Source organism: Acinetobacter pittii (genome assembly GCF_034064985.1).
In the GTDB taxonomy this organism is placed as follows: Bacteria; Pseudomonadota; Gammaproteobacteria; order Pseudomonadales; family Moraxellaceae; genus Acinetobacter; species Acinetobacter pittii_H.
Genome location: NZ_CP139249.1, coordinates 3548241 through 3561423, shown reverse-complemented (window position 1 = coordinate 3561423; position 13183 = coordinate 3548241). Strand labels below are relative to the sequence as shown.

Below are 13183 nucleotides of genomic sequence, written 5' to 3'. Positions count from 1 at the left end.
CTCATAAATTTTAATTACCCATCATAATAGGGATGATGGATAAGGATTTAAAGCTTTGAGTAGCGAATACAGTGTTGCGTATTGTGAAATAAATGGCATATAAAGAAGAATAAGCTCTATTTTATAACTATAAAGAGCAAAACTATAAAAAGGGAAATAGGAGGTGTGTATGCGCCGAGTTTTGATTGCGATTGCAAGTCTGATTGTTATCACAAGCATTATTTTTTTCACCTATCAGCATATCAAACAGCAGCAAGCTAAAGACAGTAGTCAAATGTTTGATGTCGTCATGACTGAAAAAATGAATCAGCTTTACGAACAAGCACAAGACTGGTCTAAACCCGTCCAGCTTGATATTCACGATAAGCGTTTGGCAGGACACTATAAGCAAATTTCAGAATTCCTTTTAAGTTATTGGATTCAAAATATTAATGCACGTAATGCATACTTAAGAGAACTCAAAGCAGCCAAATGGGATACTTTTTTAAATGTGGACCGTTTAGATCTTGATAAAAAACAAAAATTTGCAGAAACCGAAAAGATGCTAGCTGATGTCCGTAAAGCGTCAGATCTGTATCAGACTGAATATGAAAAGATTCATAAAACTTTCTTAGCAAAGGTTCAAGAATTATCTGTTGATGCAGAGATGAGGCAACTTCTTGAAATGAAATTGGGAACTCAGCAAAAAGCAGATCAAGACCATGCAATTTTTATGATTGAGCTACAAATTTTAGATAAAGCAGAAGAAATGTTTAAACTCTTAAAAAATTATGAATGGCAGAAGAAAGATCAGATGATTCTTTTTCATGAAAATGCTCAGGTCAAAATGTTTAATGGGCTTTATCAAGATGTTCTAAAGCTAAATGCAAAAATTGAAAAAATTAAGAAAAAGAATGTGGCTGCGCTGGAAGGAGATTTAAAAGAATAAGCGGAGCATGAGCATTAAATATTATGATTTGGTGCTCTCGACTTTTCCTTTGGTTAAAAAAGATTGTAATAAACTTTGAGAAGTTTGTAGTTTGTTTAACTGCTCAGACACATGCATGAGTTCAGTTTGCAGTTTTTCTTGAACCACTGAGCATAGTGTAAATACGCGTTCATCTAAATCAAAACAAGGCAGCAAGACCTGGATATCTTTTAGATGCATGCCTGCATCATTTAATATTTTAATTTTCTTAATATTTTCAATATCTTTTTGCGTATAACTTCGATAGTTATTACTTGCTCGAAGAGGCTGTATAAGCCCTAAGCTCTCGTAATAACGCAGCATACGAGGACTTACTTTTGTGAGCTCGGCAACTTTAGCTAAGTTCATAAAATGGGGTTGACCTTAACATTGGTGTCATAGTTTAGCATGTTTTTATCTTTCAAAATGGTACTTGTTCAATGATCAGAAAACTCATTTTATTGGTGTTATTCGGATTAATGTCATTTGTTGCAAATGCCAAAATACTTGAACTTCAGGAGAAGAACATGCGTCAAATATTTGTACTTCACGGTTACTCTGCTTCTATAAATGATCACTGGTTTCAAGATTTAAAGCATCAAATAGAAGATGAACACACTTCTGTTACCTTAATTCCATTTCCAGATTCTGAGAATCCGGATGTAGATGCATGGCAGAAGGTTTTAGATCAACAGATCCCGAGTGTGGATGAAAATACTTATTTTGTTGCGCACAGTTTAGGGGTGATTACGTTACTGCAATTTTTGCAAAGACACGATTATCAAAATATTGGAGGAATGATTTTAGTATCTGGATTCTCTGGTTTCATTTCAGATTCTTCTGTACTTAATAGTTATATAACCAAGAGTAAAGTCGATACAAATTACTTTAAGGATATAAAGAAAAAGCTGGTGTATTTATCTGATAATGATGATTTGGTTCCGCCCAAACTGACTATTGAATTGGCGAAAGAAATTGATGCACCGTACATTACTGTTCCTAATGGTGGGCATTTTTTGGGTAGAGAAGGTTATACGAAATTTCCGCAAGTCGTGAATTCTTTAAAAGAGATGTTAGAGAGCAAATAAAATTTATAAGTGAAATCGCACTCTATAATCTGAACACTTTTCTTTTGTCCAAGTTATAGAGTGTTGTATATCAATTTCATTCTTGAATAAATAAAGTCTCTTACTATTACATTAAAAATTTTAATTATATTTACCGTTTATCTGAGCATTACTGAATCAAATTCGACTTTGTTGTAGCCTATTTATAGATACTTTTAATTTAATCATCATCTTTTAATTGAAATAGGGTGACTGATTTTTGGAGCAAGTTATGAACTTTCTAAAACAATCAGCCTTCATTGCTGCATTTGCTTTTATGGGTTTACCGACTGTTCAAGCAGAGGAAGTAGCGACTTTACCAACAATTCGCGTTATGGCTGAATCTGAGCTACGTGAAGAGGTAGGATTTGTACCCTTCCAAGAAGATAAAAAAGTGCGTCAGACTCTTCAACATCATGAGTATAAAACGCATTACGATATACAGAATGCTTTAGTCCCTGAAGGCATGACTACGGTAGATTATCAGCCAGTTATGGCACAGCCTGATCTGTCTCAACTTTCTCCATTCTTACAACAATACATTTTAGCGGTAGCAGGGGGGATACAGTCTTCTGATCCAACCAATGGTATTTTTGAAATGTTAAGACCTTTGAACATTAACCGAAGTAATGTCGATGCTTATCGTGAAGGTACGATGAAAGTAAATATTAGTGACCTCATGAAATTACAGCAGCAAATACAAGATGGTTTAAAAGGCCGATAAAATAAAAATCCCCGTATTGAGCGGGGATTTTTATTTAAAAAGAATCTGTTATTTGGATTGAAAAATAAAAGTTGCGTTATTATGGGTATAACTATACTTATTTAAAAATAAAGATATGAGTACAAGATTAATTCAACACCTCAAGAATAAATGCGAGGCAGATGATAATGTTGCAATTTTATATGCTCAATGGGAGTTCGATCAAAAGTTAGTAGGAAAAGCATTAGAAAATATTGGTGGTTTTTACCCACATTTTAGTAATCATAATGCTTCACATTCACAGCAGATTTTAGTGAATATCGAGCGAATTCTAGGAAATGATATTGAACTATTAAGTGCTACTGATACTTGGCTTATTCTTGAAGCGGCTTATTGGCATGATGTTGGCATGTTGGTTGATGCTAAAAATGCAAAAGAAGTCCATACAAATCCTGATTTCAATTTCATGATTCAAACAATAGCAAATGAAAAAGGGCATGATCTTCAAAAATTTTGCCAAGCTTATGTTGAGCAAAATTGGTTATCAGCCATTGGTATTGTAGACCATCCTTTTGATGGGATTGAGCAATACCGTCAATTAGTTGCTGAGTGGTTTCGACGCGGGCATGACAAGCGAGTTGGCAAGATTGTTGAAGATCCCTTTAAAGATCTAGGTATTACATCACCCAGAACTGAACTATTACCAAACCGAATTTATCGATATTTAGGGCAAATTTGTGTCTCTCATGGTATGAATTTTGATACTTTAATGGAAACACTTCTCTATAAACAAACTGGTTTGGGGACTGAAGATTGTCATCCGCGTTTTATAGGGTGTTTACTTCGTTTAGGTGATCTATTTGATTTAGATGACAACCGCTTTTGCCCTGTTATGGCAAAGCACGTCAGCAATATGCCCTCTGTAAGTAAACATCATCATGATAAGCATTTATCATTGCGTGAATTTCAACTTGATAAACGAACAGTAAAGCTTGTCGCAGAATGTCCTGATGAAATGTCTTATGTCGAAACTCAAAATTGGTTTGGTTGGATACGTCAAGAATTCCAAAATCAAATGTCTCAATGGAACTTTATTGTACCAAGCTTAGAGTTTGGTTCTTTACCAACAATTGAGCAGCTAGACGTAAGGATGCAAGGTAATAAAATTTTATTAAGCAATAAGCCAATGAAATTTTCTATTGATGAAAACAATGCCTTAGAGATTTTAGAAGGAAGTGGATTATATAAAAATGATACTAATATCTTTAGAGAGTTAATTCAAAATGCAATCGATGCAACATTAATACAAGTATGGTGTGATTTTGAGAAAGGACGTATAAAATTACCCAAAAATCCCCATCCTTTTGATAATAAAGTACAAAATATTTTAAAGAGTTATGCTCTTGAAATATCCTTTGAACGGATCGGAATTATTGATGGTAGCGATGATGCTTGGTGGGAATTTAAAATTGAAGATAAAGGAACTGGAATTAGTTTACTTGATTTGAATTATATGCAAAAGGTTGCAGGTTCGAGTAGAAATATAGAGCGTCAAAAAATAATCAATAGAATGCCAATATGGATGAGACCATCTGGCCAGTTTGGAATAGGATTGCATAGTGCTTTTTTGCTCTTAAAAGATATCAATGAGGAAGATCAGAAAATTACGATTATTAGTACAAATTCAGTTGATTATAAGACATACAAAATTGAATTAAATTCTCCATTAAAATCTAAAAAAGGTTATTGTTTTATTGAAGAGCAAAAAGAAATAAAAAAAGATATAGGTACAACTTTAATTTTGAGATTAAAAAAGAAAAGAAGAGCTAGAAGTTATTCTTACAACAACTCAGAGCTATATAAATTTTTGTATACAAAACATGACCCTTTAAAGGAGGAAATGTTTGATGTGTTTAATATAGCCACGCAAGTTGAGAATATAAAAGATGAAGTCTTGAGAAATATATGTTTGCCTTATGAATTTAATAAAGAATGGCAGGTGAAAATTAATAGTGTTTTTCCTCAACAAAAAAACACTTTTGATAATATTATTTGGGTGGATAAATACAGTCTTTATTTAATAGTTGATGAAATTAAAATTTCCAATTTAAATGAACTTCATAGTAGACTTGATGGAGGATTTAAAGGTCAGAACGTTGGTAGAATAAGTTATTATAATCAGATATTTGGTTTTTATTTAATGTTTTTTGGCTTAGAAGCAAAAAGTACACTACAAACCAATAGAAATGAATGGAGTAAAGACTTTGAGCGTAAATTTATTGAGCATAGATTTTTGCATGAGTTATGTAGGCATATTCTAGATGAGTATAAAGATCAGCTTATAGATATATTAAAAGATAGTAAAATTATTGATTTATTTGATTTTTGTTTTAATGAGGATAAGAGTAAGATTTCTTGGAAAGAAATTCAGATGTTTAATGTTGATAAATGGCCTAATTATAAACATAAAAATAAAAAATGTAAGATTTATAATAAAAGTTTTAAAGATTTGTTAAGTCTAAAAAAATTTAATTTTTATTACATAGATGAGTTCATAAATCCTAATTTTGATATATCTAATTTATCAACTAATGATTTAGTTTATCCAGCTCCATTTAATAGTTGGTTTAAAGACTATTTTGACCAAGATTGGATTGATAAAGGTGGGTTTGTTTCTACTGAAAAAATTAAAGGAGGAGGAGAAATTGTACGATATTCGACAGAAAAAACACATGAGATCGAAAGTGGGGATTTTCGTATAGTTAATCAGATAAAATTTGCAATACAACAAGATAGGAAAAGAATTAATTTTAATCAAGAGTGGATGTCTAAAATATTTTTTAGAGAATTTAAAGCCTTATTTACTAAATCAATTCTAGTAGAGCGGTTAGTCGGATTAGAGAACTTAAATGTTAAGCATTTAATTCTACCATTCTATATTTTTTCTAAAGATTTAGAAGCGGGGCCGAATATTAGAATAGACTATTTAGAAGATAATGAATTAGTGAGATCTACGTGGGATTCAAGAGATGAAGAGTTTGAAGATTTAAAATTTGAAGATTTTCTAACACTATATAAAAAATTAGAAGAAAAAATTAGTAAGCTTATTAATACAATTTATCCAAATTGGATACAAAAATAAAATAAAAATCCCCGCATTGAGCGGGGATTTTTTTATCTTGGTGTTAATTAAACACGTTCGATTACTGTTGCAATACCTTGACCAAGGCCGATACACATGGTCGCAAGACCGATTTGAGTATCTTGTTGTTCCATTACGTTCAACAACGTAGTGGTGATACGTGCACCAGAACAGCCTAGTGGGTGACCCAAAGCAATCGCACCACCATTTAAGTTAATGATGTCTTGCTTGTCATAAATACCTAAGCCTTTCATTACTGATAAGCCTTGAGCAGCGAATGCTTCGTTTAACTCGATAGTTTGAATATCAGCCATCGTTAAACCAGCACGTTTAAGCGCTTTTTGAGTTGCTGGAACTGGACCGTAACCCATGATTGCAGCATCACAACCTGCAACAGCCATAGAGCGAATGACAGCGCGTGGTTTTAAACCTAAAGCTTGGGCGCGTTCAGCAGACATAAGCAACATTGCAGAAGCACCGTCAGATAAAGCTGAAGATGTAGCCGCAGTTACAGTACCACCTTTCGGATCGAATACAGGACGTAATGCTTTGAACGTTTCAAGGTTTGCATCTGGACGAATTACTTCGTCGATGTCGCAAAGGATTTTAAAGCCATTTGCATCGTGGCCTTCAACACCAACGATTTCGTTTTTGAAACGGCCTTCTTGAGTTGCAGCCCAAGCACGGCGGTGAGATTCAACACCAAAAGCGTCTTGCTCTTCACGGCTAATGCCATTCATGCGACCTAACATTTCAGCAGTTAAGCCCATCATGTTAGAGGCTTTCGCATAGTGCTTAGATGCTTCTGGGTTTAAGTCGATGCCGTGCATCATACCTACGTGGCCCATGTGCTCTACACCACCAATAATGAAGATATCACCTTGGTTGGTTGCAATCTGTGCAGCAGCAGTATGAAGCGCTTGCATAGAAGAACCGCAAAGACGGTTTACAGTTTGACCTGCTACAGTTTTTGGTAAGTCAGCCAATAAGCCGATGTTACGGCCAATATTCATACCTTGTTCTAGAGTCTGGTTTACACAGCCCCAGATTAGGTCTTCAACTTCGTTTACATCAAACTGGTTACGAGCAACGAGTGCACGAACCAATTCAGCAGATAAGCTGTCAGCACGTACATTACGGAACATACCGTTTTTGGTTTTACCCATTGCAGAACGTACGCCATCAACGATGACAACGTCACGTGGATTTAAAGTAGCCATTCACGTTGCTCCTTAACCGTAGAATTTTTTGTTGTTAGCAGCCATGTCGCGCAACATTTGTGGCGCTTCATAAGCCTTACCTAAGTGTGCATATTTGTCGCAAAGTGCAACATATTCAGCAACACCAGTCTGGTCGATATAACGACATGGACCACCACGGAATGGAGGGAAACCTACACCCATAATCATTGCCATGTCTGCTTCAGCAGCAGTTGCAACGATGTTGTCTTCTAAGCAACGAACTGTTTCGTTACAGAAAGCAAGCATCATGCGGTCAATGATTTCTTGGTTATCAAACTCGCGTTTTTCACCAGTGACGAAAGGAGCAATGATTTCATACGCTGTTGGATCAACAGTTTTTGCTTTCTTGCCTTTCTTATCGAGTTCGTATTTGTAGAAACCAACGTCATTCTTTTGACCAAGACGTTTAGCTTCGTACATTGCTTGGATTGAACCTTTGTAGTCTGGCTTCATACGGTCTGGGAAACCTTCAGCCATGACTTCTGCGCCATGTACACCTGTGTCGATACCTACAACGTCGATGAGGTAAGCAGGACCCATTGGCCAGCCAAACTTAGACATTACATTGTCAACTTGTTGGAAGTCTGCACCGTCTTTTACAAGAAGGTCGAACGCACCGAAGTAAGGGAACAATACACGGTTAACTAAGAACCCTGGGCAGTCGTTTACAACGATTGGTGTTTTACCCATTTTTTGAGCAAGAACAACAGTAGTCGCAATCGCTTCTTCAGAAGTCTTTTCACCACGAATTACTTCTACAAGCGGCATCATGTGAACTGGGTTGAAGAAGTGCATACCAACGAAGTTTTCAGGACGTTGTAATGCTTTTGCTAAACGCGTGATTGAAATCGTAGAAGTATTAGAAGCAATAATCGTATTTTCACGAACATTCTTTTCAGTGTCTGCAAGAACGATTTCTTTTACTTTTGGATTTTCTGTAACTGCTTCGATCACGATATCAACTTCTTTAAACTCATCGTAGCTTAAAGTAGGACGGATACGTGCAAGGGTTTCACCCATTTGCGCAGGTTTCATTTTCTTGCGTTCAACTTGTTTAGTTAACAAGCTGTTTGCTTCTTTCATACCTAGAGCAAGTTGTGGATTACCAATATCTTTCATGATAATTGGTGTACCTTTGCTTGCTGCTTGGTAAGCAATACCACCACCCATGATACCAGCACCAAGTACAGCTGCTTGGTTTACAGGGTGTGCACCTTTTTCATGTTTTTTAGCAGTTTTCTTAACAACTTGATCATTGAGGAATAAACCAATCAATGCACCAGCTTGTGGCGTAATCGCAGCTTTTGCAAAACCTTCCGCTTCAGCTTTTAATGCTTCGTCACGCGCAAGGCTTGCACCCGCTTGTAATGAATCAAGTAATAATTTTGGAGCAGGGTATTGAGCAGGATTTGCCTTCGCTAGTACTGCACCTTTTGCAGTATTGAACGCCATCATTTGTTCAAGCGGGTTCAATTTTACAGCTTCAAGTTTTTCTTGACGTTTTGCTTTCCAGTTTAAACGACCAGAAATTGCTTGCTTAACTAAGTCAGTTGCAGCTTCAAGTAATTTATCAGCAGCTACAACCGCATCTACAGCACCATCTTTTAGAGCAGCAGCCGGTTTTTTAGGAGCAGCCATCGCCATCCATTCAACCGCGTTGTCGATACCGATCAGACGGCTTAAACGTACGCTACCGCCGAAACCTGGGTAGATACCAAGTTTAATTTCCGGTAAGCCCACTTGTGCAGCTTCTGACATCACACGATAGTCACAAACTAAACACATTTCAAAACCGCCGCCTAACGCCATACCGTTAATAGCAGCAACTTTTGGAATTTCTAAATCTTCAAAGCTATTGAAGATTTCGTGAACAGGCATAAGCCAGTCAACAATCGCTTTTTCGCCTTGTGCGAAGTTTTCACCAAATTCGGTAATGTCTGCCCCAACAATAAATGTTGATTTACCCGAGGTAACAACTAAGCCTTTAATATCATTATTTGCTTTTACCGCAGCAATAGCAGCTTGGAAATCTTCAATTGTTGCACGGTTAAATTTATTGACCGACTCACCTTGTAAGTCAAAGCGGAATTCTGCAATTCCGTCCGAAAGCATTTGGACGGTAATGGCATTGCCAGCGTGGATCATGCCTGATCTCCTTAGTTTTGGAGGACTTCTAAGTTGATGTTATGAAGCGTATGTACATCTTAGGTACACATTTATGCTTCGCTAATCTTACGATAACTATATCTAAAAAAAACCTGACAAGTTGTATCAAGCCGTGACGCAAGGGTCATCAATTATTTTTGAATAATTTTTTTAATCTATATTTATGAAAAATATATTTTTAATTGTAAAAGCTTCTGGTTAAGAAGGGACCAAATAAAGTTGGAATATATAGTAGACAATTAATAAATTATTTTTGGTCTAGTAATAGAAATTAATATTTTGTGTGAATTATTAGACAGACAGTATTGTCTATTTTTTTATCTTTGGATAAACTTTGTGTTATAAAAATGTTTAATAAAGTACCTATTATGTTAAAAAATAAATTTATGATTTTGGCCATCCTGCCTTTTATGTTGAGTGCATGTGGAGGCGGTGGTTCTAGTGATAATAATTCTGCAAATAACACAACAGTAGAGTCGAATGATTCAATTAAAAATGGATCACGATACTATGAGGTAAATTATCAAGTACTTGGAGAAAATAATGATAGTTTATCAATAAGTTATTATGAGATTAATAATAAACGTATTTATGGGGTAGATAGCAATCAACCCTTGAATCGATATATTGTGACGCAAAATCATTTATATACCCCTCAAGATAGGTTTACTTCAATAATTGACGTAAAATCAATGGATGAGTGGACTTTGAATGTTATAGATAATATTAAAACTGATTGGAAACTTGAAAAAGTTAATCTAGCGGGGAAAAATATTTTTGACACAGTATTGCCGGGTTTTAGAAAATATGGATTTGATACAAGTAATCCATATTTTACAGCTAGAAAGTTTTTAAGTTCATACGGCCAAGATACTTTTCCTACAGGTAGTACTTGTTATCGTTTGTCTTCTATCAAAAATAATCAAGAGTTTATAAATTTTAATACAAACAATCCTCTAAATTATTCTTTTGATCTCATACATGAAGACAATCTTCTAACTGCGCAGAGCTTTCAAACAGTTGCTCCTGATCTAGCAATAGTGAACAAACAAGGACAGTTTATGGGAATAGATTGGACCACTTTGTATAGTACGAAAACTGGAGCAGAGTTAGATGGGTTTTCAGTGATTCAATATAATGGACAAGTTTTTGATGATGTTAGTTATAATGGAGTTCAGGAGCAGACCCGTACAGCACAGATACAATTTCTTAAAGATATAATATCTTCGAATTTATTGTCTGAAAATCCTGAAGCATTAAGAGAAATCAAATTTGATCTTGAAAATTTAGATAAAGGTTGTTTTTTATACAATCAAACTGCTGTCAAGAAGCTTGAAAGTCTTAAGTTAATCAATTGGAATCAATAGAATATTTCTTTGTTTCGAAAGTTGCTAATTTTCTAGTAAATTAGCAACTACTATTGAATCTTCTGGTGAAAGATATAGTCACTAACTAGCAGTAATGAAAGTAAAATCAGTATAATAAATATAGACAATGTGTTGAAGCCTATACTACACAACACTATTTTTTAATTTTATTACTAAATTCGAGCAAAGATACATGATTAAGTGGATCATATTAGCGATTTTTGTGATATCAGCATTGTATATCCAACATCGCGGCAAAGTGCGTCACTCGTTTTATCGTCAATTTTTTGACCATTCAACCTTGCTCGCACCGATTAACTTTTTAATGTACATCTTTTCAAAGGTGCCGAATCAACCTTATATCGACACACAGCATTTTAAAGATTTAAAAGTGCTGGATGAAAATTGGGAAATGATTCGTGATGAAGCGAAAGCTTTATATGACCAAGGTGGGATTAAAGCCTCAAGTACTTATAATGACTTAGGTTTTAACTCATTCTTTAAAACAGGTTGGAAGCGTTTTTACCTCAAATGGTATGAATCGAGTCATCCATCTGCTGCTGAGCTTTGCCCAAAAACTACAGCACTTCTTAAAACATTGCCGACAATTAAAGCAGCAATGTTTACCGAGCTTGCACCTGACAGCCGTTTGGTAAGACATCGTGATCCATATGCAGGTTCTTTGCGTTATCACTTAGGTCTAATTACACCAAATGATGACCGTTGTTTTATTGACGTCGATGGTGAAAGATATTCTTGGCGTGATGGTCAAAGTGTCGTGTTTGATGAAACTTATATTCACTATGCTGAAAATAAGACTGATCGAAACCGTATTATTTTCTTTGCAGATGTTGAACGTCCAATGAAAGTAAAATGGATGGAGCGTTTCAACCATTGGTTTGGTCGTAATGTGATGACTGCGGCAAGTTCACCGAATGAAACAGGCGACCAAACAGGTGGCTTAAATAAAGCTTTTGGTTATGTCTATCAAATTCGTATTAAAGCTAAGGCGTTAAAAGCTAAGAACCGTAAGTTGTATTACTTCTTGAAATGGTTCTTGATGCTTGGAATTTTCTTCCTGATTTTTGTACGACCATATGTATTTTAATTAAAGCGCCCGAAAGGGCGTTTTTTATTTTGAGCTAAAATAGCCTGTTATAAGGAATAGATTATTAATAAAATGATTAGTCAATAAGTTTACCATTTTTGAAAACTTGAATAAGACTTCCTTGCCAACCATAGATGACAACACGATCTATCTCTGATTCAATCATTAAATATCCTTTTTCTATATCGCCTTCAACAATAATCTCTACTTCAGAATTTGATTCAATATTATATTCTTCAGCCCAAGGTTCTAGTATTAATTTGATTTTCTCGTTTTTTGAGTTTTTATAAATAATCTTTTGTTTTAATCTCATACCTATATTTCCCTTGTTATAATTCCTTATATATCATTGTGATCTGTTTCTTTCTGTTATTTGGGTAAGGAATTCATCTTGTAGATCTCCATTTAAAATTACTGTCTTCTCATTTTCTGTATATGTCAGTGTAAAGTCACCAGAGATCTGATTTAAGCTCACAGGACCATCAATAATCCCTAAAATTGTACTTGTAGTATCAATAGTAGTCTGTTTAATGATTTTAAATAAGGTTTCCTTATCTTTTTGAGATAAAGATTGATAAAAAGTGAGAGCATCAAACCAGTAGGGATCTTTTTTAATTTTATTATCGATTAAGGTAGATGAATAAATCTGTTGATAAGTATCGATATATTCATCTGAAACAGTATTTATAAGTTTTTTGACAAATTCTTTATTATTCATAGAAATTAACCTTTATTAAATTTTGTGACCTATTTCACAGTGCTGGCAATTTGTTACAACTATTAAAAGCCAATAGGCAATTTTGATTCTACAATGGCGCGGTTTTTTCGAAGACTGGTCAGCGGAAGTAGGTTTTAAAATGGCTCATGCTCATCACGCAGCTCATGCACATGTTCATCATATCGAAGAGAGAAAAGAAGAAAGTTCTCAAGGCGATTTAAAAACAAAAGTGATGTTAAGACAAGCAGCTTCGACAACTGAAAAATCTAAACGATCTAAAACTCAAAATCATAAAACTGAAGACCAAAATATTAATTTGCATAAGTTCTCAAGTAAGCTTGAAAGTATATCTGCCAACCATAGTAAAGAGAAATGCGCCAAAAATATTCGTATTGCTTTACAAGCAGCAGGCGCCGATGTGTCTAAGCATCCGGTAGCAGCTTCAGACTGGGGGCATACACTTGAGAAGAACGGTTATAAGAAAATTAAACCTGCTTTTAACCGTCCACAAGAAGGCGATATTTATATTATTGAGCGAACAAGTGGACACACTTATGGTCATATTGCAGGTTACACAGGCAATGGTTGGTTCTCAGATTTTCGTCAAAAAACCTATGCGGTCTATAAAGAAAAAGACGTTAAATATAGCTACTATCGTCTAGATTCTTAAGTGAGTACGACACAAT

Annotated in this window: 12 protein-coding genes; 7 read left to right on the top strand and 5 right to left on the bottom strand. The window is 35.0% G+C overall.

Features of this window, described 5'->3' with window-relative positions:
• Positions 1-169: 169 nt before the first annotated feature.
• Positions 170-928 (top strand): hypothetical protein, encoded by a 759-nt coding sequence (locus SOI76_RS17040; RefSeq protein WP_104080666.1) that lies wholly within the window; start codon positions 170-172, stop codon positions 926-928.
• 21 nt (positions 929-949) lie between these two features.
• Here the strand turns inward: SOI76_RS17040 and hmrR are convergent, their stop codons facing one another.
• Entirely contained in the window at positions 950-1315 is a 366-nt protein-coding gene (gene hmrR / locus SOI76_RS17035) for a MerR family transcriptional regulator (RefSeq protein WP_002114700.1), read from the bottom strand.
• A gap of 71 nt (positions 1316-1386) precedes the next feature.
• Between hmrR and SOI76_RS17030 the strand changes: the two genes are divergently transcribed.
• From SOI76_RS17030 to SOI76_RS17020, 3 genes are all read left to right on the top strand, one after another.
• Positions 1387-2034 (top strand): RBBP9/YdeN family alpha/beta hydrolase, encoded by a 648-nt coding sequence (locus tag SOI76_RS17030; protein WP_104080665.1) that lies wholly within the window; start codon positions 1387-1389, stop codon positions 2032-2034.
• 250 nt (positions 2035-2284) lie between these two features.
• On the top strand, positions 2285-2776 hold the full coding sequence (locus tag SOI76_RS17025) for a hypothetical protein (protein ID WP_205668478.1): 492 nt from the start codon (positions 2285-2287) through the stop codon (positions 2774-2776).
• Positions 2777-2891: 115 nt separating this feature from the next.
• On the top strand, positions 2892-5897 hold the full coding sequence (locus SOI76_RS17020) for an ATP-binding protein (RefSeq protein WP_104080663.1): 3006 nt from the start codon (positions 2892-2894) through the stop codon (positions 5895-5897).
• A 47-nt stretch (positions 5898-5944) separates the two neighbouring features.
• Here the strand turns inward: SOI76_RS17020 and fadA are convergent, their stop codons facing one another.
• Together fadA and fadB are read right to left on the bottom strand one after the other, a co-directional pair.
• Positions 5945-7117: an acetyl-CoA C-acyltransferase FadA gene (fadA, locus tag SOI76_RS17015; protein ID WP_104080662.1), complete on the bottom strand. Its 1173-nt coding sequence runs from the start codon at positions 7115-7117 to the stop codon at positions 5945-5947.
• 12 nt (positions 7118-7129) lie between these two features.
• On the bottom strand, positions 7130-9283 hold the full coding sequence (gene fadB / locus SOI76_RS17010; protein WP_104080661.1) for a fatty acid oxidation complex subunit alpha FadB: 2154 nt from the start codon (positions 9281-9283) through the stop codon (positions 7130-7132).
• Positions 9284-9672: 389 nt separating this feature from the next.
• Between fadB and SOI76_RS17005 the strand changes: the two genes are divergently transcribed.
• The gene (locus SOI76_RS17005; RefSeq protein WP_250621817.1) at positions 9673-10671 is read left to right on the top strand and encodes a hypothetical protein; all 999 of its coding nucleotides are present in this window, start codon (positions 9673-9675) and stop codon (positions 10669-10671) included.
• 193 nt (positions 10672-10864) lie between these two features.
• A complete protein-coding gene (gene lpxO / locus SOI76_RS17000; protein WP_024438379.1) occupies positions 10865-11779 on the top strand; it encodes a lipid A hydroxylase LpxO in 915 nt (304 codons plus the stop codon).
• A gap of 76 nt (positions 11780-11855) precedes the next feature.
• Here the strand turns inward: lpxO and SOI76_RS16995 are convergent, their stop codons facing one another.
• Positions 11856-12092, bottom strand: coding sequence for a hypothetical protein (locus SOI76_RS16995; protein WP_062849630.1), 237 nt, complete (start codon positions 12090-12092; stop codon positions 11856-11858).
• Positions 12093-12125: 33 nt separating this feature from the next.
• Positions 12126-12497, bottom strand: coding sequence for a transposase (locus SOI76_RS16990; protein ID WP_104080659.1), 372 nt, complete (start codon positions 12495-12497; stop codon positions 12126-12128).
• Positions 12498-12636: 139 nt separating this feature from the next.
• On the opposite strand from SOI76_RS16990, the gene SOI76_RS16985 reads away from it, so the two are divergent.
• A complete protein-coding gene (locus tag SOI76_RS16985) occupies positions 12637-13167 on the top strand; it encodes a CHAP domain-containing protein (protein WP_104080680.1) in 531 nt (176 codons plus the stop codon).
• Positions 13168-13183 lie beyond the last annotated feature (16 nt).

Coding starts and splice junctions, on each gene's coding strand:
- SOI76_RS17040 (WP_104080666.1), top strand. CDS start 170: ATGCGCCGAGTTTTGATTGCGATTGCAAGTCTGATTGTTATCACAAGC.
- hmrR (WP_002114700.1), bottom strand. CDS start 1,315: ATGAACTTAGCTAAAGTTGCCGAGCTCACAAAAGTAAGTCCTCGTATG.
- SOI76_RS17030 (WP_104080665.1), top strand. CDS start 1,387: ATGATCAGAAAACTCATTTTATTGGTGTTATTCGGATTAATGTCATTT.
- SOI76_RS17025 (WP_205668478.1), top strand. CDS start 2,285: ATGAACTTTCTAAAACAATCAGCCTTCATTGCTGCATTTGCTTTTATG.
- SOI76_RS17020 (WP_104080663.1), top strand. CDS start 2,892: ATGAGTACAAGATTAATTCAACACCTCAAGAATAAATGCGAGGCAGAT.
- fadA (WP_104080662.1), bottom strand. CDS start 7,117: ATGGCTACTTTAAATCCACGTGACGTTGTCATCGTTGATGGCGTACGT.
- fadB (WP_104080661.1), bottom strand. CDS start 9,283: ATGATCCACGCTGGCAATGCCATTACCGTCCAAATGCTTTCGGACGGA.
- SOI76_RS17005 (WP_250621817.1), top strand. CDS start 9,673: ATGTTAAAAAATAAATTTATGATTTTGGCCATCCTGCCTTTTATGTTG.
- lpxO (WP_024438379.1), top strand. CDS start 10,865: ATGATTAAGTGGATCATATTAGCGATTTTTGTGATATCAGCATTGTAT.
- SOI76_RS16995 (WP_062849630.1), bottom strand. CDS start 12,092: ATGAGATTAAAACAAAAGATTATTTATAAAAACTCAAAAAACGAGAAA.
- SOI76_RS16990 (WP_104080659.1), bottom strand. CDS start 12,497: ATGAATAATAAAGAATTTGTCAAAAAACTTATAAATACTGTTTCAGAT.
- SOI76_RS16985 (WP_104080680.1), top strand. CDS start 12,637: ATGGCTCATGCTCATCACGCAGCTCATGCACATGTTCATCATATCGAA.